20 protein-coding genes are annotated in these 21,161 nt (G+C 41.9%); 8 read left to right on the top strand and 12 right to left on the bottom strand.

Features of this window, described 5'->3' with window-relative positions:
• Positions 1-1,043 (top strand): alanine racemase (gene alr, locus ABZB17_RS08080; RefSeq protein WP_372649256.1); only part of this gene is annotated, 1,043 nt, incomplete at its 5' end.
• Between the two features lie 53 nt (positions 1,044-1,096).
• Here the strand turns inward: alr and ABZB17_RS08075 are convergent.
• Both ABZB17_RS08075 and ABZB17_RS08070 read right to left on the bottom strand, forming a co-directional pair.
• Positions 1,097-1,798, bottom strand: coding sequence for a Crp/Fnr family transcriptional regulator (locus ABZB17_RS08075; RefSeq protein WP_372649255.1), 702 nt, complete (start codon positions 1,796-1,798; stop codon positions 1,097-1,099).
• Between the two features lie 139 nt (positions 1,799-1,937).
• Positions 1,938-3,581, bottom strand: coding sequence for an NAD+ synthase (locus ABZB17_RS08070; protein ID WP_372649254.1), 1,644 nt, complete (start codon positions 3,579-3,581; stop codon positions 1,938-1,940).
• Between the two features lie 138 nt (positions 3,582-3,719).
• Between ABZB17_RS08070 and ABZB17_RS08065 the strand changes: the two genes are divergently transcribed.
• A complete protein-coding gene (locus ABZB17_RS08065) occupies positions 3,720-4,736 on the top strand; it encodes a hypothetical protein (protein WP_372649253.1) in 1,017 nt (338 codons plus the stop codon).
• A 352-nt stretch (positions 4,737-5,088) separates the two neighbouring features.
• Here the strand turns inward: ABZB17_RS08065 and ABZB17_RS08060 are convergent, their stop codons facing one another.
• Complete coding sequence (locus ABZB17_RS08060) at positions 5,089-5,850, bottom strand: DUF1080 domain-containing protein (RefSeq protein ID WP_372649251.1); 762 nt, start codon at positions 5,848-5,850, stop codon at positions 5,089-5,091.
• A 205-nt stretch (positions 5,851-6,055) separates the two neighbouring features.
• Here ABZB17_RS08060 and ABZB17_RS08055 point away from each other — a divergent pair, with 205 nt between their 5' ends.
• Positions 6,056-7,102 carry an ATP-dependent 6-phosphofructokinase gene (locus ABZB17_RS08055; RefSeq protein WP_372649249.1) on the top strand — a complete coding sequence of 349 codons (1,047 nt, stop codon included), beginning with the start codon at positions 6,056-6,058 and terminating at the stop codon, positions 7,100-7,102.
• 83 nt (positions 7,103-7,185) lie between these two features.
• Here the strand turns inward: ABZB17_RS08055 and rsmG are convergent, their stop codons facing one another.
• The 3 genes from rsmG to ABZB17_RS08040 are packed head-to-tail and all read right to left on the bottom strand — an operon-like array spanning position 7,186 to position 9,561.
• Positions 7,186-7,806, bottom strand: coding sequence for a 16S rRNA (guanine(527)-N(7))-methyltransferase RsmG (gene rsmG, locus ABZB17_RS08050; protein ID WP_372649247.1), 621 nt, complete (start codon positions 7,804-7,806; stop codon positions 7,186-7,188).
• 7 nt (positions 7,807-7,813) lie between these two features.
• A complete protein-coding gene (locus ABZB17_RS08045; protein ID WP_372649245.1) occupies positions 7,814-8,422 on the bottom strand; it encodes an RNA polymerase sigma factor in 609 nt (202 codons plus the stop codon).
• Positions 8,404-9,561, bottom strand: a complete 1,158-nt coding sequence (locus ABZB17_RS08040) for a glycosyltransferase (RefSeq protein ID WP_372649243.1) — start codon at positions 9,559-9,561, stop codon at positions 8,404-8,406. The genes ABZB17_RS08045 and ABZB17_RS08040 overlap by 19 nt, the downstream gene beginning before the upstream one ends.
• A gap of 177 nt (positions 9,562-9,738) precedes the next feature.
• Here ABZB17_RS08040 and tgt point away from each other — a divergent pair, with 177 nt between their 5' ends.
• From tgt to ABZB17_RS08020, 4 genes are all read left to right on the top strand, one after another.
• Entirely contained in the window at positions 9,739-10,866 is a 1,128-nt protein-coding gene (gene tgt, locus ABZB17_RS08035) for a tRNA guanosine(34) transglycosylase Tgt (RefSeq protein WP_372649241.1), read from the top strand.
• Positions 10,867-10,872: 6 nt separating this feature from the next.
• Positions 10,873-11,952 (top strand): LptF/LptG family permease, encoded by a 1,080-nt coding sequence (locus tag ABZB17_RS08030; RefSeq protein WP_372649239.1) that lies wholly within the window; start codon positions 10,873-10,875, stop codon positions 11,950-11,952.
• Between the two features lie 241 nt (positions 11,953-12,193).
• Positions 12,194-13,738 carry an acyl-CoA carboxylase subunit beta gene (locus ABZB17_RS08025; protein ID WP_303923688.1) on the top strand — a complete coding sequence of 515 codons (1,545 nt, stop codon included), beginning with the start codon at positions 12,194-12,196 and terminating at the stop codon, positions 13,736-13,738.
• Between the two features lie 20 nt (positions 13,739-13,758).
• Positions 13,759-14,085: a biotin/lipoyl-containing protein gene (locus ABZB17_RS08020; RefSeq protein WP_045032355.1), complete on the top strand. Its 327-nt coding sequence runs from the start codon at positions 13,759-13,761 to the stop codon at positions 14,083-14,085.
• Positions 14,086-14,106: 21 nt separating this feature from the next.
• Here ABZB17_RS08020 and ABZB17_RS08015 read toward each other — a convergent pair whose 3' ends face one another.
• The 3 genes from ABZB17_RS08015 to ispE all read right to left on the bottom strand — a co-directional run bounded on the left by ABZB17_RS08015 (position 14,107) and on the right by ispE (position 16,094).
• Positions 14,107-14,556 (bottom strand): PorP/SprF family type IX secretion system membrane protein, encoded by a 450-nt coding sequence (locus ABZB17_RS08015; RefSeq protein ID WP_372649236.1) that lies wholly within the window; start codon positions 14,554-14,556, stop codon positions 14,107-14,109.
• A 139-nt stretch (positions 14,557-14,695) separates the two neighbouring features.
• Positions 14,696-15,109: a hypothetical protein gene (locus tag ABZB17_RS08010; RefSeq protein ID WP_372649234.1), complete on the bottom strand. Its 414-nt coding sequence runs from the start codon at positions 15,107-15,109 to the stop codon at positions 14,696-14,698.
• Between the two features lie 181 nt (positions 15,110-15,290).
• Positions 15,291-16,094, bottom strand: a complete 804-nt coding sequence (ispE, locus tag ABZB17_RS08005; RefSeq protein ID WP_372649232.1) for a 4-(cytidine 5'-diphospho)-2-C-methyl-D-erythritol kinase — start codon at positions 16,092-16,094, stop codon at positions 15,291-15,293.
• Between the two features lie 198 nt (positions 16,095-16,292).
• Here ispE and ABZB17_RS08000 point away from each other — a divergent pair, with 198 nt between their 5' ends.
• The gene (locus tag ABZB17_RS08000; RefSeq protein ID WP_372649230.1) at positions 16,293-16,616 is read left to right on the top strand and encodes a hypothetical protein; all 324 of its coding nucleotides are present in this window, start codon (positions 16,293-16,295) and stop codon (positions 16,614-16,616) included.
• On the opposite strand, the gene gcvP is transcribed toward ABZB17_RS08000, so the two are convergent.
• The 3 genes from gcvP to ABZB17_RS07985 form a co-directional block, all read right to left on the bottom strand.
• Positions 16,613-19,489, bottom strand: coding sequence for an aminomethyl-transferring glycine dehydrogenase (gene gcvP / locus ABZB17_RS07995; protein WP_372649228.1), 2,877 nt, complete (start codon positions 19,487-19,489; stop codon positions 16,613-16,615). The two genes, ABZB17_RS08000 and gcvP, sit on opposite strands and share 4 nt — an antisense overlap.
• A 92-nt stretch (positions 19,490-19,581) precedes the next feature.
• The gene (locus tag ABZB17_RS07990; protein ID WP_372649225.1) at positions 19,582-20,223 is read right to left on the bottom strand and encodes an MBL fold metallo-hydrolase; all 642 of its coding nucleotides are present in this window, start codon (positions 20,221-20,223) and stop codon (positions 19,582-19,584) included.
• 3 nt (positions 20,224-20,226) lie between these two features.
• A complete protein-coding gene (locus ABZB17_RS07985; protein WP_372649224.1) occupies positions 20,227-20,877 on the bottom strand; it encodes a protein-L-isoaspartate(D-aspartate) O-methyltransferase in 651 nt (216 codons plus the stop codon).
• Between the last annotated feature and the right edge of the window lie 284 nt (positions 20,878-21,161).

Here is a 21,161-nt window from a genome sequence, read left to right as displayed (position 1 = left end):
ATTCATTCCGAAAATTGTTGCTCCCGGAAACAAAAATCATGGTGATGGTCAAAGCTTTTTCATATGGCAGCGGCGATGTGGAAATTGCGCAACTTTTGCAGCACCAAAATGTAGATTACCTTGCAGTTGCTGTGGCCGACGAAGGCGTTCAACTGCGAAATGCAGGCATCACTATTCCAATTGTGGTGATGAATCCCGAACACGATAGTTTTCAGAATATTATTGATTTTAACCTGGAACCAAATATCTACAGCTTCCAATTATTACAAGAGTTTGTAAAGGCTTTGGAAGAATTTGGGTTAAGCAACTTCCCCATTCACATAAAAATCGACACGGGCATGAACCGCCTCGGTCTGAAAACGGAAAAAGAAGTTGAAGAAGTAATTACATTTATTAAAAACAATAAGCATCTAAAAGTCAAGTCTGTTTTCTCACACCTTGCCGGAAGCGACGAACCGGAACTTGATGATTTTACCCAGGAACAGTTCAATCGTTTTGCAAATTTATCGGCCCGGATTGAAAATGCCTTTGACTATAAAATCGACAAGCACATTTTAAACTCGGCCGGCATCGAACGTTTTCCCGATCAGCAAATGAATATGGTACGGCTGGGAATTGGGCTGTACGGCATTTCACAAACCGGATTAGCGTTGCAGCAAATCAGCACCTTAAAGACGACTGTTTCGCAAGTTAAAACCGTAAACACAAACGAAACTGTTGGGTACAACCGAAAAGGAAAAATTAAGCAACAAAGCCGGGTAGCCATTGTTCCAATGGGTTATGCCGACGGAATAAACCGCCGACTGGGTAACGGTTTAGGCAGCGCTTTCGTTAACGGACAAGAAGCAAGAATAATCGGAAATATCTGCATGGACATGCTAATGCTCGATGTTACCAACCTGAAAGTTAATCCGGGTGACAAGGTTGAAATTTTTGGGCCAAATATTTCCATTTCAAAGGTGGCCCAGTTACTTGAAACTATTCCTTATGAGATTTTAACCGGAATCTCGCAACGCGTGAAACGGGTTTATTTACAGGAATAAAAAAATGCCACCTGATTTCTCAAGTGGCACTATCAATATTTTGATCGAAATTATTATCCTAATTTACTTATACGCTCTAAACGTGTAACATCCAGAATCCGAATCTTTCGCCCATCGATAGCAATTACTTTTTCATTAGCGAAAGTTGATAAGGTGCGAATGGCATTCGATGTGGTCATATTCGAAAGGTTGGCAATATCCTCGCGCGACAAGAATGCTTTTAATGTTGTACCGTCGTTTTCGAAACCGTATTTATCTTTCAAAAGAATCAGCGATTCGGCCAAACGACCACGAATATGTTTTTGTGTTAAAGTTACAGTTCGGGCATTGGAGAAACCCAGTTCTTTCGAAAGTTTACTGATAATCTTAAATGAAAAATCAGGGTTTTTTAAGGCACGTTCAAAAATGAAATCAGGATCGATGGTACAAACGAGCGACTCTTCAAGTGTTACCGCCGAACCGTTATGTGTTTCATCGGCAAGCAAAGCACGGTAACCGATCAGCCCAAGTGGTTTTGTCATTCGAATAATCTGCTCTCTACCGCCCACTCCTTCTTTAAAAATCTTAACCTTTCCGTCAATCAAAACCAAAAATCCATTTGGCTTATCTCCTTCTTTATAAATAAATTCATTCTTCTTGTACTGCGAAAGAGAAATATGGTGTTGCAGTTCGTCTTTATCTTCCTGCCCCAACAAATAAAAAATTGATTTCTGATTGTCAACCAGGTCTCGAAGCCCAATATCTGAATTTAACATATACCCGTCTGTATGTTTTACAGCATCAAAGCTAAAAAAAATTGTTAAAATTGATTCTTTTTTAACGTTTATTTTACCTCAAAACGGAATAATATCATCAACAATTGGGCTGAAAACGGTTGATAAAAAATTCACATGGCTAGTAACGGGCAACCAGCGGCATTTTTCGTCCGAAGCCAAAAGCTTTTGAACTTACTCTTAAAATGGGAGCTGCCTGAAAACGTTTATACTCATTCATGTTCACCATTCTTATCACTCTTCGAACCACTGCCTCGTCATAGCCCAAGGCGGCGATTTCTTTTGGTGATTTATTCAGTTCAATATAGTTGAAAAGCATATCGTCAAGCGCTTCGTATTCCGGCAATGAGTCGGTATCTTTCTGATCAGGGCGCAATTCTGCCGATGGTGGTTTTACAATGGTATTCTCCGGAATTATCTCGCCATCTTTATTCATAAACCGCGACAGTTTGAATACATCCAGTTTGTAAACATCGCCAAGCACAGCCAGGCCGCCGTTCATATCGCCATAAAGCGTACCGTAACCAACCGCACACTCGCTTTTGTTTGTTGTGTTTAACAGTATATGGCCAAATTTATTCGAAATCGCCATCATATAAATTCCGCGGGCACGGGCCTGAATATTTTCTTCGGTAACATCGGGCGAGCGGCCTTCGAATAGTGGAGAAAGTGCCGATTCAAACTGATCCACTGCCGATTGAATATTCACTACATCGTAACGAATACCAAGATTTTCGGCCAGTTCGCGGGCATCATTCACACTGTGGTCCGACGAATATTTTGATGGCATTAACAACACACGCACATTTTCGGCACCCAAAGCACGAACAGCTAGTACAACAGTTACTGCCGAATCAATTCCGCCCGACAATCCCAGCGTAGCCTGCTTAAAGCCCATCTTTTTAAAATAGTCGCGAATGCCCAGCACCAGTGCATCGTGTATTTTTTCGATGTAATCAACTTTTGGTTGCAGCGCTTTTTCGCCCAGCGATGTGGTATCCAGAACGAGGCAATCCTCCTCGAAATATTTCAGTTCTTTTACAATCTCGCCGGTAGCATCGATGTACACCGATCCTCCATCAAAAACCAACTCGGTTTGTGCACCCACCTGGTTACAATACAAAATAGGTATGCCGTATTTTTTTGCTTTTGTTATCAATACATTCTTACGCCAGCCTTCCTGGTTGTACGAAAATGGCGATGCCGAAAGGTTGACCACAAAATCGGGTTTTAGCTTTGCCAGTTCCTCCATTGGCGAGATTGAGTAGAGCTTATCCTTTCCAAACTCGTTGGCTGTTGGTTGCTCGTCCCACAAATCTTCGCAAATGGTAACAGCAATCTTTTCGCCTTTGTATTCTAACAAACTAAACTCGCGGTTGGGCTCAAAGTGGCGGTACTCATCAAAAATATCATAGGTAGGCAGCAGCGTTTTGTTGTGGCTGCTTTTTATTTCGCCATCGGCCAGAAACAGTGCTGCGTTAAAAAGCGTTTTACCACGCTCGTGCTGGTTAATACGCGGTGCACCAACCAACGCTGCAATTCCGTGGCAGTGCTTAGCTATTTCGGCAACAGCATCATCGGCTTTTGCAATAAACTCCTTTTTCTCCAGCAAATCGTGCGGGTAATATCCGGTTACCGACAACTCGGAAAAAACAACCAGATCAACATCCTCTTGTTTCAGGCGGTTGATCTCTGCAATAATCTTCGACGCATTTCCTTCAAAATCGCCGATGGTATAATTTAACTGTGCCAGTGCAACTTTCATTTTTCTATATTAGCCGGAAGACCGAAGTGCGAAATCCGAAGTTTGTTTAAATAGAATGACGATTGCAAATCTCCAATTTTTAGTTCAGTTTTGCAATAAATAAGAAGTGTAAGCGTAATGATTTAAATTTCTTGTAAAATGAAGTGGACAAAAGCAGTGGTTTTTATGGGCGTTATTGCCCTGATTTTCTTTTCATGTAAACGAAATCCCTTAAAAGTAAACATTTCTGATATTGAAAAAGAAGTAGAAGTGGTGCGGTTTGGCGAGCAACTTTTTAACCTTGAGGGAAAAGACACGCTGGAAACAATAACGGAACTGAGCAACGCCTACCCCGATTTTTTTAATTTGTACACTTATCGCGTTATACAGGTGGGCGGCATTGGCGACGAAGATTTTGCAGCAATGATAAGCCTGTTTTTAAACGACTCGCTTATTCAGGACGTAAAACTAAAAACCGACTCGGTGTTCCCCAACCTCACAAAACTTGAGAAAGGCCTGACAAAAGCATTTAAATATTACAGCTACCATTTCCCGGAGAAAGAATTGCCAACCATTTACACTTATATTTCGGGATTTAACCAGTCGGTGGTTACGGCCGAAAATATTATCGGTATCAGCCTCGACAAATACCTGGGGCGCGATTGTAAGTACTACGAGCAATTACAAACTACGCCTCAGTATAAAGCACAAAACATGCACAAAGACAAGATTTTGTCGGACGTGGCTTTTGCCTGGGCAATTACCGAATTTGAGCACGAAGATCGCGCGACCAATCTGCTGGGTAATATGGTTGAAAAAGGGAAACTGATGTACCTGGTTGACGCCATGTTGCCCGGTATGGAAGACTCGTTGAAAATTGGCTACACCACACAGCAACTGGAGTGGTGCCAAATGAACGAGCCGCAAATGTGGACTTACCTCATTGAGCACGAATTGTTGTACAACAGCAAACGTATGGATATTATCCGCTACATAAACCCGGCACCTTCTACAAGTGGATTTCCACTCGATTCGCCCGGACGAACCGGCGTGTGGATTGGCTGGCAAATTGTGCGGCAATACATGAAAAAACATTCGGAAGTAACCGTCCCCGAGTTGATGGCGAATTACGATTTTCAGCAGATTTTGAATGATTCGGGATATAATCCGGAGTAGGTTAGTTAACAGTTTTCGGTCGCAGTCTACAGTCACCCAGAGCGAAGTCGAAGGGTGGTTTCATGAGGCATTAGTAATTGGATATTGATTATTGGTTATTCGAAACTGGATGCGGGATATTTTGGATACCCGATACCAGGAAGAAGGATGTCATCTTTATTTTTAGCAAATTTAAAGATGACATCCCCGAATTGCATCAAAATGAGAGACCTTCAAGGTTTTGAAAACCTTGAAGGTGTGAAAAACAAAGAAGGATGCCTCTGACTAGTAGCTAGCAGCTCGCTACTCGTAGCTAAAAAACAAAAAAGCCCGGCAGAAAATCTACCGGGCCTATCATTATCAGCTTAAAAGCTTAATAATTCATTTCTTTAATTTTGATGTTGCGGAACCACACATCGTCGCCGTGGTCTTGCAAAGCAATAACACCTTCTTTTGCAACATTTGCCCAGTCAGGATTTAACCCCGGGAATTTCGATCCGGCTACCAGCTCTTTCCAGTCATCAGTCCACAAGTGGTACTCAACAACCGTTTCGCCATTTTGCTTGTGCACAACAGTACCTTTGTAGCAAATAATTTCAACCGTATTCCATTCGCCTGCAGGTTTTGCATTTTGTGGTTTTGCAGGAATCAGGTCGTACAGCGAACCGGCTTTGCGGTTACCATCTTTTCCTAACAATGCATCAGGGTGACGCTCGTTGTCTAACACCTGCATTTCAGGAGCCGTTTTATAAATTGGCCATCCTTCGTGCTCTTTTCCTAAGTAAAAAATACCTGAGTTGCCGCCTTCAGCAAGTTTCCATTCCAGTTTCAAATGAAAGTTAGAATACTCTTTGGTAGTGATAATATCGCCACCATCACGCGATCCGGCTTCGCCCTGACCTGATTTTTTGCAGTGTAAAGTTCCGTCAACAACCTGCCATCCTGTTGGGAAATGGTCTTTGTTGTTACCACGCCATCCTTCGCTGGTTTTGCCATCAAAAAGCAATACCCAACCTTCTTCTTTTTCTTTTTTTGTTAATTGATTTAAACCGGCCGAACCTCCTGTTTTTGTACTCTTACACGAGATAGAAAACACAAAGGCAGTAGCCATTAAAAGTGAAAAAAACTTTCTCATTTCTATTACATTTAATTGGTTAAAGATTAAAATGCCATTTTTTCAAACGACGTGCGAATGTACAAAAATAGTTAGAACGTTATTTTAACACGTATAAAAAAGAAATCATGAAATACTGTATTTAACGGGCTTTTAACGTCGGTTTTATAAAGTTCTTTTGTAAATTCGGTTAATTAAAAGATTAAGTTGATTAAAAATTAGTGATATGAGTACTTCAGCAAAGCCAAAGAGAATTGGTATTTTGACTGCAGGGGGCGATTGTCCGGGACTGAATGCAGCAATAAGGGGCGTTGGAAAAACAGCGATAGTTGAATACGGAATGGAGGTGTTGGGCTTTAATGCCGGCTACTCAGGTTTAATAAACGGCGATTACATCGAGTTGAAAGAATCGGCACTCTCGGGCATTCTTACGCTTGGCGGAACCATTCTGGGAACCTCGCGCGAAAAGCCCTACAAAGGGAATAAAAACGGAAAAGATGCAGAGGACAAACCGCACAAAATAATGAAGAACTATAAAAAACTAGGCCTTGATGCCTTAGTTTGTATAGGTGGTAACGGAACCATGAAAACCGCAAGCCTTTTGGCACAGGAAGGCATGAATGTGGTTGGAATTCCGAAAACCATTGATAACGATGTTTGGGGTACCGATGTAACTTTTGGTTTCGACTCGGCCGTGCAAATTGCCACCGATGCCATCGATCGATTGCACACCACTGCCAACTCGCACCAGCGCGTAATGATTATTGAAATTATGGGACACCATGCCGGCTGGCTGGCTTTGTACTCAGGACTTGCCGGTGGTGGCGATATTATTTTGCTTCCTGAGCTGGAGTACAACATCCGTTCGGTTTGTAAGAAAATCGAAAGCCGTTATGAAAGCAATAAACCTTACTCAATAGTTGTGGTTGCCGAAGGGATTGACCACCCCAAAGAAATTTCGGCAGCAACACATATTGCACAGGCTATTCAAACCTACACCAATATTGAAACCCGCGAAACAGTATTAGGCTACATTCAGCGCGGTGGCTCACCAACTCCGATGGACCGGATTCTGGCTACACGCTACGGAGCTTTTGCAGCCCAATGTATTGCCAACGAAAATTTTGGCACCATGGTAGCTATAAAAAACAACGAACTCACTACAGTCCCGCTTGAGGAGGTAGGTGGCAAACTGCGACTGGTTGAGCCGAATTTAGGACTAATTGAAAAAGCCCGGAAAATGGGAGTTTCGTTTGGCGACGAGTACCTTTAAGAAGGATAAAAGATGAACGATTAAGGATAAATCGTAAGAAAGCCGGTTTGAATCAAACCGGCTTTCTTACTATAATAATGTTTCTATATTGGCAAATGCAATACTTTCTTCGTTTCGAAAAAGGGTTCTTCGAAAAATTGCGACAGATCCTGCAGAAATATCCGTTTTCCGAAAGGTTTAACTTCTTCGCGAAGATCGCCGCCTTTTAAATAAATAACTCCGTTAGGTAACGCGTTTTGTTGTTTCCTCGAGATATTTGTTCTGATCCACTTTACAAAATCGGGCAAACGTGTAACGGCGCGGCTCACTACAAAATCGTACTTTTCTTTTAACTCTTCGGCACGAACCTGATCGGCACGCACATTTTTTAACCCCAACGATTGGGCAACCCCGTTTACCACTTTTATCTTTTTCCCGATCGAATCAACCAGGTGAAACTGTACCTCAGGAAACATAATTGCCAGCGGAATTCCGGGGAAACCGCCGCCGGTGCCTACATCCAGTACTTTTGTTTTATCGTTGAAGCGAATAAACTTTGCTATACCCAACGAATGCAACACATGACGCTCGTAAAACTCAGAAAAGTCTTTTCGGGAGATCACATTTATTTTTGCGTTCCAATCGGCATACAATGGTTCCAATTGTTTAAACTGTTCAATCTGGGTTTCAGTTAAATGGGGAAAATACTTTAGAATTAAGTCCATAAAAAAGTTAATCTTTTCGTCCGATCTCGGTGCTTTCAATCATTTTAAACAGCATTTCGCGAGCTCTGAAAAGCTGAGCTTTTACTGTTCCGAGGGGCAAATCTAACTCTTTTGCGATTTCTTCGTACGAAAATTCCCTGAAATAACGAAGTTCGACCAGGATTTGATAACGCGGCTTTAACTTTCGCACCACGCGCCGCAATAAAATCGCCTTTTGCTGACGGATCAGTTTTTCTTCCGGATTAGGATCTTTTGACCGAAGTTTTATGGTTTCACTGTTATCATCCTGGCCGTTGTTTTCAATAGGTACGTGCACGCCCTTTTTCTTTCGCAAGAAATCGATGCAATTGTTCGATGCAATTTTAAACAACCAGGTGCTGAATGCGTAAGTTGGCGAGTATTGATGAAGACTTTTAAATGCCTTTCCGAATGCTTCAAGTGTCAGGTCTTCGGCATCACTGCGGTTATTCACCATTTTAAGCAGCATAAAATAAATGGCGTCTTTGTAGCGGTTTAACAAACGGGCAAAAGCTTTATCATCGCCAGCTAACGCAGCTTTTACAAGCTCGTAGTCCTGTCGTGCTTTTTCCGAAAGTATTACACCCTGTTTTTCCATCTTTGATTTTGACTTTGCCGATTAAAACTCCATCTGAAAAAAAGTTTATAAAAAGGCATTATAAAACTGAACACTAACGAAGTTATGAATAATTTACGTTCATTCAAACGTTTCTGCAATATTTTTATGATAACCATGAAAACCAGCAACTTAACCACTACCAGCGCTGCAATAATGGGCCATAGCTTGAATGCAACAAGCAAAACCACTGCAACAGAAAGTGGATAAAACACCTGTGTTAACCTGTCGAGTAGCAAAACAAACTGTTTCCATTTACTCAGATGCTTCTCAATACGAATGCTTTTTCGTACCAAATCTTTAAACTCTGAAAGGCCGGCAGCAACCTGTTTGGAAAGAATGCTCTTGTCATTAAAACAGAACTTAACATTCTTTTTTCGGATAAAACGGTTTATTACCAGCTCGAGGTTGGCATAAGGTTCCTGCACTTTAAGTCCAAAACCGCCCAGTTTAAAGTATTCTGCTCTTTTAAACGCCACATTTTCCTCGTTATAAACAAAGGCTAATCCGTTTAGCGAGTACGAAGCACTTCTCACCTGTTGAAAGAAATTCTCGATGCGATAAAATCTGTTAAACCGGTTGTTGTTGGCTGCAACAGTGGTATAAGCTACTTTTACAAGTACCTGATCGGCCACGGTTTTACCTATTTCGCTCAACCAATCCTGCGATGGATTTTGTGCACTTACCGGGTACAACAGTACCCAATCCTTTTCGGCCGATTTTAAGGCAATATTTTGTGCTAGTTTTTCTGAATAGCGTGTTTCCTGGCTCAGCGAAGAAAGCTTCATGCACTGGTAACGCTGCTTTAACAATCCCAGTACCGACAAAGTATTGTCTTGCGAAAAATCGTCGACAACAACAACTTCCATATCCGGATTATCCAAATTCAGCAGCCGGGGCAAAGTTTCGTGGCAATTTTCTTCTTCGTTGCGCACTACTATTAATACCGATAGCGGTGCTTTTTCCGTAGCAAGTGGTTTTGTTTTCATTTTAACAAGCACCCGCAGCGGGAAAAAAAGCAAATACAAAAGCCGCAACAGCCACAATGAAGCAACCGCCACAACCACCACCAACTGTATAGTTGTTAAGGCATTAAAAGTATCCAACAACACCCGGATCATAAAAAGAAGAAAATTCGGTATTAAAAACTAAGCAATAGTAGCAAAATTACCCATACCAATTTCTTTTGAGCGTTCGATTTTGTTTACAGTAATTAGTTTTTATTAACAGCCTCTGGCGGGTTTATAATAAGTTCAATTCGGGTGAAATAGCTATATTTGCCACGCAATTTTACACAAATGCAATTCGAATTACAGAAAACAACAGATAACTCACGTGCCCGGGCCGGTGTAATTACTACCGACCACGGAACAATTGAAACGCCAATATTTATGCCGGTTGGAACAGCCGGATCGGTGAAAGGAATTCACACCCGCGATATAAAAGAGGATATTAATGCCCAGATTATTCTGGGGAATACCTACCATTTGTATTTACGCCCCGGAATTGATGTGATTGAAAAAGCAGGTGGGCTGCACAAATTCAATCGCTGGGACCGCCCTATTTTAACCGACAGCGGAGGTTTCCAGGTTTTTTCGCTGGGCGATATCCGCAAACTCAGTGAAGAGGGTGCGCGTTTTCAGTCGCATATAGATGGATCGTACCATATGTTTACGCCCGAAAATGTGATGAATATTCAGCGTACCATTGGCGCCGATATTATTATGGCTTTTGACGAGTGCACACCGGGTGATGCCGATTACAATTATGCAAAAAAGTCACTTGAGCTGACTCAACGCTGGCTGGAGCGCTGTTTTAAACAGTTTAACAGTACCGAACCAAAATATGGATATTCGCAAACCTTGTTTCCCATTGTTCAGGGAAATACATTTACCGATTTGCGAAAAGCTGCTGTTGCCAATGTAAAAACGTTTGATGCCGATGGTTATGCAATCGGAGGTTTGTCGGTTGGCGAAACGGAACAGGAGATGTACGAAATGACGGAAGTTTGCACCGCCGATCTTCCTGAAAATAAACCTCGCTACCTGATGGGAGTTGGAACACCCGTAAATATTCTGGAAGGCATTCACCGGGGAATTGACATGTTTGATTGTGTGATGCCCACCCGAAACGGCCGCAACGGCATGTTGTTTACCAGCGAAGGAATCATAAACATCCGCAATAAAAAATGGGAAAACGACCACTCTCCTATTGATGAAAACGGAACATCGTTTGTCGACCAGTATTCAAAAGCTTATCTTCGTCACCTTATAATTTCGAACGAAATGTTGGGTGCGCAAATTGCAAGTCAGCATAACCTGGCATTTTACCTCTGGCTGGTAAAAACAGCCCGCCAGAAAATACAAAGCGGCGATTTTGTAAGCTGGAAAAACGAAATGGTATTAAAACTAAAAGAAAGACTGTAGAAAAACATGAAGTGGTATAAAACAATAGATTTTTACATTTCGAAAAAGTTCCTGGGAACTTTCTTTTATGCCATTGGTCTGATTTTAAGTATCGCCATTGTTTTCGATATCTCGGAAAACCTCGACGAATTTCTTTCGAAGGAAATTCCTATTAAGGATATTGTTTTTGACTATTACATGAACTTTATCCCCTATTTTGCCAACCTGTTCAGCCCACTGTTTACCTTTATCGCGGTAATTTACTTTACCTCGAAAATGACCTACAACACTGAGATTATTGCCATTTTAAGTAATGGTGTTTCTTATAGCCGTTTAATGCGGCCTTACCTGGTTTCGGCACTTGTAATTGCGCTGTTTTCGTTTATGCTGGGCAACTACGTTATTCCGCCCGCCAATAAAACCATGAATAATTTCAGACACAATTATATCAGAAGTAAATCGGTGGGTGTTGAAAGAAATATTCATCGGCAAATTGAACCCGGCACCTACATTTATATGCAAAGTTTTAATGCCAACAATGTAGGCATGCGGTTTACTTTAGAGCGTTTTGAAGACTCGGAACTTAAGGAAAAACTCACCGCTCAAAACATTCGCTGGGACAAGGAAACCGGTAAGTGGGTAATTAATTCGTACTGGAAAAGGAACATTTTTGAAGATCATGAGACTTTCGAGAAAGGTTACCGCATGGACACCACACTAAATATGGTACCGGGCGATTTTCAACGCCTGAGCAACGAAATGGAAACCTATACCACTCCGGCACTTCTGAAAGAAATTAAATTAATGAAGATGCGCGGAGTAAACACGATTGAATGGGAAATTGAAAAACATAAACGCATTGCGAATCCGTTTGCAGCATTTATTTTAACACTTATTGGCGCCGGATTGGCATCGCGCAAAGTAAAAGGAGGACTGGGCCTGCACATCGGGCTGGGTCTGCTTCTGGCTTTCTCATACATTCTGTTTATGCAAATCTCTACCGTATTTGCCGTTAGTGGAACCGTTCCAATAATGTTTGCCATCTGGCTTCCGAATCTGATATATGCCTTACTCGCATTGTTCGTTTACCGTTGGGCAGCCCGATAGGAAATGGATACTTAACAATGGATGCCAAATAGTGACCAAACGACTTCTGCCATCTCACAAATCCTGCAATTTTTCAAACATCCAATACAATAATTCGAAGGGTTTGAACCTATGTTGGTTAATTTCCGTAGTACATGAATACATTAGCCCATGGCAATTAAAAAAAATTATAATTTTGCCCACGCTAAATAAAAATAACACCGGTCTGCTACCGGGAAATTTATAACTAAAAAAATACTTTATGTCACTAAGAAGTAACGTACTCGATCTTCGTAAAAGAAAGAAAGAAGTACAAAAAGGTGGTGGAGATAAAGCCATTGAGAAACAGGTAAAAATGGGTAAGCTCACAGCCCGTGAACGTATCCTGGCCTTGTTAGATAAAAACTCATTTCACGAATACGACTTATTTGTAGAGCACGCCGCCAAAGATTTTGGCATGGAAGGTAAAACCTTACATGGAGACGGTGTTATTATCGGTACCGGTACGATATACGACAAACCGGTTTGTATTTTTGCCCAGGACTTTACCGTTGCCGGTGGTTCGTTGGGTTTGATGCACGCGCGTAAAATCACTAAAATTATGGACCATGCCTTGAAAATGCGTGTTCCGTTAATTGGTATTAACGACTCGGGTGGTGCGCGTATCCAGGAAGGTGTTAACTCACTGGCCGGTTACGGAGAGATTTTCTTCCGTAACACTCTGGCTTCAGGTGTTATTCCACAAATCTCGGTAATTCTTGGCCCTTGCGCCGGTGGAGCGGTTTATTCGCCTGCACTTACCGACTTTGTTTTTGTGGTAGAAAACATTTCGAAAATGTTTATCACCGGACCATCAGTGGTTAAATCAGTTTTAGGCGAAGAAGTTTCGATGGAAGAACTGGGCGGTGCCAAAGTACATGCCGAAGTTACCGGAAATGCTCATTTTTACGCAGAAACTGAAATGGAGTGTTTTGATCAGATAAAAACGCTGATTAGCTTTATTCCACGTAGTAACCTGAAAAAAGCATTGGCACATAAACCTAAAGCCCCTTTAAAAGGAGTTAAGGTTGAAGATATTGTTCCTGCTGATCCAAGAATTCCTTACGATATGCGCGATGTTCTAAAAAGCATCACCGATGGTTCTGAATTCTTTGAGGTTATGGAGCGTTTTGCGCCAAACATCATCGTTGGTTTTGGTCGCATGAATGGCGAAACTGTTGGTTTTGTTGCCAACCAGCCAATGGTACTTGCGGGAGTGCTTGATATTGACAGCTCGGACAAAGCGGCTCGTTTTATCCGTTACTGCGATGCTTTCAACATTCCTATTGTTACTATGGAAGACCTGCCGGGCTACCTGCCGGGAGTTGACCAGGAGCATGCCGGAGTAATTCGTCATGGTGCAAAAATTCTTTATGCATACAGCGAAGCTACAGTTCCAAAAATAACCGTTATTGTGCGTAAAGCTTACGGTGGTGGTTACATTGCCATGAACTCGCGTCACCTGCGTGCTGACTTTGTTTTTGCATGGCCAACAGCCGAAATCGCAGTTATGGGACCAGAAGGTGCTGCTAATATTGTTTTCCGCAAAGAAATTGCCGAAGCCGAGAACCCGGAAGAAATGCGCCAACAAAAAATCGAGGAGTACAAAGAGAAGTTTGCTAATCCTTATGTAGCTGCAGCACAGGGCTATATCGACGAGGTAATTGAGCCTAGCGAAACACGTGCACGCATATTGCATGCACTGCAGGTTTCTGAAAACAAGAGCGCTTCAATGCCAGCTAAAAAACATGGAATTCCTCCGTTTTAAACCACTAAACGAATTGCATTATGGCAGAAGAAAAAGAGCTTAAAAACCTTGTTATCCAAGGGGCTGTTTACAAAACAACCTATACCAAAAGGTTCGAAAACAGGGTGAAATATGTAACTCCGGATCCGAATGAACTTTATTCATTTATTCCGGGTACAATCATCGATCTTTTTGTGAAAACCAAACAAAAGGTGAAAGAAGGAGAAACACTTCTACTACTTGAGGCCATGAAAATGGAAAACCAGGTAAGAATGCCTTTTGATGGAGAGATTGTAAAAATTCACGTTAAAAAAGGCGAGGTTATTCCTAACCGCCATTTGATGATTGAAATTAAACCGACAAAATAACTCGTAAAGAGTTTTGAAATACTAAAACCGCGCAATTAAATTGTGCGGTTTTTTTGTTTTAATTAGATCGTTTACACTCAGGGAATTTCGAGTATATCCGAACTGTAATCCTCCATGTAAAGTATAGTTTTCACTTATTTGAACGCCTACCGAATACGCCGCAGTCATCGATAGGGCGCCTAAGGCACCATTGGCCTGCACATCATTTAAAACATTTAGGCCAACCCAACCTCTGAGAATTTTTACCGGAAAATCAAGTGCCACACTGTAGGAGTTATACGCATTTGTAAATCCGTGCCACTGGTTTCGGAATTGCATGGCAACACGTGGCACCCCCACAGTACCTGCAAATGCAGGATTTAAATAAACAGGATTAGCGTAAAATTGCGAAAAAGTAATATCCTGGGCCCCCGCATTATACCCTAAGATTGCAAATACAATTACGATAATACTATTTATTATTTTGGACAAAGAGCCTAACTTTTTGAAAGTAACAAATATAACGGAATATCATATCTGAGATACCCTATCCGAAAATAACGAACAAAAAAGGGCTGCCTTTCGGCAACCCTCAAAAATCCAAATAAAACTAATCGCGTTTTCTATTTATCTACAAATTCCAAACTTTTTCATTAATCATCCAATCCTCAAGGCTTAAATGTCCTTCTGTTTCTGCTGAAGCTGGTGCTACTTCCCATGCAACTTCGTCGGTCATCCATGCTTCCAACTCCAAATTGGCTTCTGTGGTATTGGCTGCCCAATCGATTGAAGTAGACCACACATCACTGTTTGTCATCCAGTTTTCAAGATTCAGCGACTCTTCCTGCGCTTCAACAAAATTCGTTACGTCTGAAGTGCTCCAAATCGCGTCGTTTGTCATCCAGCTTTCAAGGTTTAACGATGCTTCAACAATGTTCTCATGGCCCGAGGCTTTTGTTACTTTCTCTGTTGCATTAGCTGTTCCTACTGTAAAAATGACGGCTATTATAAGTGCAACTGTTTTTAAATTAAATCTAGTTTTCATGTTTTCTGTTTTTAACTGTTTTCTTACTAATTGTTTGTTTTCAAATGCCTTCGTAAAGGACTTTTTTGTTTTCTTGTTTTCAGTTAATATGACTATTAACGAGTACAAAGGTTACATCTCGTTTTGTTAAAAAGAATAAAAAAAATGTTAATGAGTTCTTAAGGTCGGTAAACGTCCGGGGCTATCGGTAAATAAAAATACCTTTAGGTAGGAATCTATCCAGATTTGTCGGTAAATGGCGAAAAATACCAAACACTGCCGAGCCACTTCCCGACATGGAAGCGTACACTGCGCCTGCTTCGTAAAGATTTTCCTTCAGATTTTCAATTTCGGGTAATTGCGGAAATACGCTTTTTTCGAAGTCGTTTTTCACCACTGTTTTCCATTCTTCGATGGGAAGTTGGTCAATTTCCAGCAGGTTAAAACCGGGTTTTGTTGGAACGATGTTTCGGTAGGCCTGTGGTGTACTTACCGAAATTGGAGGTTTAACGATTACGATTTCGTAAGCCGACAAATCAAGGTTTACCGGTTTAAACTGATCGCCAATGCTGTGTGCAAAAGTGGGTTTGTTTTCGATGAAAAACGGACAATCGGCACCAATCCGGGCAGCGTAATTTTCAAGCTGAATTGTTGTTAATCCCAGCCCGAAATAATCGTTCAGCATTTTTAAAGCAAAAGCTGCGTCGGCCGATCCACCACCAAGTCCTGCTCCAAACGGAATTACTTTGTGTAAATGCATTTTTACCGGCGAAAGGTGAAAATCTCCGGCAAGCAAAGAATAAGCTTTGTAAACAAGGTTATTTTCCGCTGTGGAATCAATCTCAATTCCTGACGAAGAAAAAGCTGTTTCTTCCGCTTCGATCACTTCCAAAGCATCCGATAATTTTACCGGGTAGAAAATGGTTTCCAGGTTGTGGTAACCATCCGGTCGTTTCTCCACAACATTCAGCCCGATATTAATTTTAGCATTGGGAAATGTGATCATGCAACAAAAATATAACTTTCAAACTAGCTGCCAATCACTGTTGGGAGCGAAAATGAAGTTTACCGAAAAGAAATGATCACTTTTTGTCAAACAATGAATGTTTAAACTAAAACAATAACAACTTCAGGTCAAACAATAAGTACTTTAGCTCAAACAATAACCGCTACAACTTAAGCAGCGACGACTTCAAGTCAAACAATGAGTGCTTCAAATCAAACAATGAGTGCTTCAAATCAAACAATGAGTGCTTCAAATCAAACAATGAGTCCTCAAACCCAAACAATGAGTCCTCAAACCCAAACAATGAGTCCTCAAACCCAAACAATGAGTGCTTCAGGTCAAACAACGACCACTTTGACCCAAACAATAAAAAAGCCGCCTGAAAATTCAGACGGCTTCCCACATTTATATAAATATTATTATCAAATTTATTACCACAAAGAACATAGAAGGCACAAAGCTTATAAGTTCAATACTCTAGTTTTCATAGTGGTCTTTTTGGCTTTGTGGTTAAAACTCTAATCAGCAAAAGCTTCGTACTCTTCGGGCGAGCCACAGGTACAAATCAGGTTGCGATCGCCCCAGGCATTATCAACACGGCCAACCGGCACCCAGTATTTGTTTTCGCGCACCCAATCCAGCGGATAAGCAGCTTTCTCTCGGCCATAAGCATGTGCCCATTCATCGGCACAAACGCTTTGGGCGGTATGAGGTGCATTTTTAAGTACGTTATCCGCTTTATCGGCAACACCATTCTCCACTTCTTTAACCTCTTCGAAAATAGAGTTTAAGGCGCTGATAAAACGATCCAGCTCATCTTTCGATTCACTTTCTGTAGGCTCGATCATTAAGGTACCGTGAACCGGGAACGACAGCGTTGGCGCATGGAAACCATAATCCATTAAACGTTTTGCAATGTCTTCTTCTGTAATTCCGGCAGACGCCTTCAGGTGGCGGCACTCCAAAATCAATTCGTGCGCTACACGTCCGTTTTCGCCGGTATATAAAATTCCGTAATTATCTTTTAAAGCTGTAGCAATATAGTTTGCATTTAAAATGGCGATTTTTGTGGCTTCTGTCAGGCCTTCAGCGCCCATCATTTTAATGTAACCATATGTAATCGGCAATACCGAAGCACTTCCCCACGGAGCTGCAGAAACCGCTGTTATTCCCACATGGCCGTTATTCATTATCGGGTGAGATGGCAGAAATTCAACCAGATGACTTGCAACTCCAATCGGGCCAACACCTGGGCCACCGCCACCATGAGGAATCGCAAATGTTTTATGCAGGTTAAGGTGGCACACATCGGCACCAATCAGTCGGGGATTGGTAAGGCCAACCTGTGCATTCATATTGGCACCATCCATATAAACCTGACCGCCGTTTTCGTGAATCACCTCGCACATTTCAATAATTGAGGCTTCGAAAACCCCGTGCGTTGAAGGATAAGTTACCATAAACGCCGAAAGCCTGTCTTTGTAAAATTCGGCTTTGGCACGCAGGTCGTCCATGTCGACATTACCTTTTTCATCGCATTTTACCACAACCACTTTGGTACCCGCCATTACCGCACTTGCCGGGTTGGTTCCGTGTGCCGAAGAAGGAATAATCACCACATCGCGCTGATCCTCTCCTCTGCTTTTGTGGTATTCCTGAATTACCATTAAACCGGCATACTCGCCTGCAGCACCCGAGTTAGGTTGCAAACTTACATCGGCCATTCCGGTAATTTCCGCCAAATCGCGGCGCAGCTCTTCCATCATTTCCTGGTAACCGCGTGCCTGGTTTTTCGGAACAAAGGGATGCAAACCGTTAAATTCGATCCAGCTCAACGGCAACATTTCGGTAGCTGCGTTCAGCTTCATCGTGCACGATCCCAGCGAAATCATCGATTGTGTAAGCGAAATATCTTTTTTTGCCAGGCGTTTAATGTAACGAACCATTTCTGTTTCCGAACGGTATTTATTAAACACCTCCTCGGTCATAAATTTAGAAGTTCGTTTAAACGCGGCATCAATTTCAAATCCTTCAGGATATTCTTCGGCCACCTGCCATTTTTTGTTGGCAGCTTTTGCGAACACTTCAATGATCCAGCCAATATCCTGCGGGTTGGTGGTTTCGTCGATACTAATACCCACATCGCCATTTTCGAAGTAGCGGAAGTTCATCTCCAGCTCGTGCGATAACCACTCAATATCTTCGCGCATTACATGTTTTGGTAATGCAAAACGTATGGTATCAAAAAAGTTTTTATTGATTTGGGTATAACCCAGTTTTTCAATTTCAACAGCAAGAAATGCAGCGATATTGTGAATACGCTCAGCAATTCCGATAATACCTTCCGGGCCATGATACACACCAAAGAAACCGGCCATAATAGCCAGCAGTGCCTGTGCAGTACAGATATTTGATGTTGCTTTTTCGCGTTTAATGTGCTGCTCGCGGGTTTGCAAGGCCATACGAAGCGCCCGGTTACCGTGCATATCTTTGGTTACACCGATAATACGGCCCGGCATATTTCTTTTAAACTCTTCGCGGGCTGCAAAAAATGCGGCATGTGGTCCGCCATAACCCATTGGCACACCAAAACGCTGCGAGTTACCGAATACAATATCGGCACCCCACTCTCCCGGAGGAGTTAAAATGGCCAATGACATCAAATCGGCTGCAACTGCCACTTTTATCTCTTTTTCGTGCGCTTTTTCAACCAGTCCGGCATAATCGCTGATTTCGCCATCCGAGTTCGGATATTGAACGATTACACCAAATACATTCTCATCAAAATTGAATTCGTCTTTAGGCTGAATTTTCAATTCGAATCCAAGTGGTAATGCACGGGTTTTTAATACATCGTGGGTTTGCGGCCACATCTTTTCATCCACCAAAATGGTATTTACATCGTCTTTCACCATTTTCCGCGATCTCAGGTTGGCCATCATTACCATCGCTTCGGCAGCTGCAGTGGCCTCATCAAGTAACGATGCATTGGCAATGTCCATTCCTGTTAAACCACAAACCATAGTCTGGAAGTTCAACAGTGCCTCCAGTCGTCCCTGCGAAATCTCGGCCTGGTATGGCGTGTAAGAAGTATACCACACCGGATTTTCGAGCACATTACGCAAAACCACTGCCGGAGTAATGGTATCGTAATATCCCATTCCGATGTAAGTATTGAATACTTTATTTTTTGATGCCAGCTCGAGAATACGACGGAAGTACTTTCTTTCCGACAATCCTTCCTTCATTTTTAAAGGCTGTTGTAACCTGATGTTTGAAGGAACTGTTTGTTCCAGTAATTCCTCCATCGACGAAACACCAACAAATTCAAGCATTTCGGCAATTTCTGCTCCTCGCGGGCCAATATGGCGGGTGACAAATCTATCCTGAGACATTCGAAATATTTATTTATAGTGAATTTTTCTGCAAGTATATAAACTGAACCGATTTTAAAACATGACTTTAAACAATTTTAAAGTGTTTAGTTTCAGGTTAAAAACGGATTATTCTCTTTTTCAAAGCCAAGTGTCGTCTCCGGGCCGTGGCCACAGTACACTTTTGTTTCGCCAGGCAGTGGAAAAAGTTTTTCTTTAATATTGGTTATCAAGGTATCAAAATCGCCACCGGGCAGATCAGTTCGTCCGATGCTTCCATAAAATATTACATCGCCGGCAATTAACAGCTTGTCGTTTTTACTGTAAAAAACTACATGGCCGGGAGCGTGTCCCGGAACGTGAATAACTTCGAGATTGGCTTCGCCAAACTTAATCGTCTGTCCCTCTTCAAAAAATTCATCGATGGGTTTTACCGGCTGCATTTCGAAATTATACATTTTCCCCTGATCAACAGCCCGGTCCACCCAAAAAGCATCGTCGGCATGTGCAAAAAACGGAATATTGTATTCATCGCGAATAAAATCAACACCCATAATATGGTCGAAATGGCAATGCGTATTAATTATTTTTACCGGTTTCAGCTCGTTTCTTTCAATGTAATATTTTACTTCGTCCTGCTCTTCACCGTAATAAAACCCGGGGTCGACAAGTACACATTCTTTTGTTTCTTCGTCGCTTAAAACCAGGCTATTCTGGCTCAGTGGGTTTACTACAAACTTTTTAACTTTTATCATTTATCAGAAATTTACGGTTCCTTTTAAGAGAGGAACAAAAACAAAGCCTCCATGTTTTTTCATTTTGAAATCATTTTCGCCGGTACGTACAATTTCGCACATATCCTGGTGTTTATCGCTACCCACCGGCACAACAAGTTTCCCTCCAATTTTCAGCTGCATTTTTAATTCGGGCGGCACCAGTGGAGCGCCTGCTGTTACCAGTATTTTATCGAAAGGTGCAAAATCGGGCAATCCTTTATAACCGTCGCCAAAAAAGCAGGCCGGTTTATAACCTATCGACGGTAAGAACTTATGTGTTTTGGTGTACAACTCTTTTTGCCGTTCGATGGTAAAAACCCTGGCTCCCATTTCAACCAAAACGGCTGCCTGGTAACCCGATCCGGTTCCTACTTCCAATATTTTTTCGCCCTTTTGCACATCAAGCAGCTGGGTTTGAAAACCTACTGTATAAGGTTGCGAAATGGTTTGTCCGGCACCAATTGGAAATGCCTGATCTTTGTATGCAAAATTTATAAAACCACTGTCCATAAACAAATGGCGCGGCACATTGCCAATAGCCTCCAAAACCGAAGGATTTCGGATCCCCTTCACTTTCAGGCCTTCAACCAAACGCTTGCGCAGGCCTTTATGTCGCGATGTTTCGTTTATCATTTTTATGTTGCTATAGTCACAAAATTAATCGAATATACTTACCAACAACAGTTGCTACACATAATGAATATTAACATTTAACGTTGATAAATTAACACCTGCTCAACTAAAAGATGTTGTGCTGTATTCTATATTTGCATTTAAATTCATTTTAAATAGCGCACTATGCTGAATGTTGGATTAATCGGGAACACTAAAATTCTTGAGCCATTTGTACTGGAGATCAAGAAAAACGCCCAAATCAATATTATTGGGAAAGCATCTGTTGGATCGAGTGCAGAGCT

Source organism: Draconibacterium sp., from assembly GCF_041583095.1.
GTDB lineage: Bacteria > Bacteroidota > Bacteroidia > Bacteroidales > Prolixibacteraceae > Draconibacterium.
This window is presented reverse-complemented; position numbering and strand designations above follow the sequence as displayed.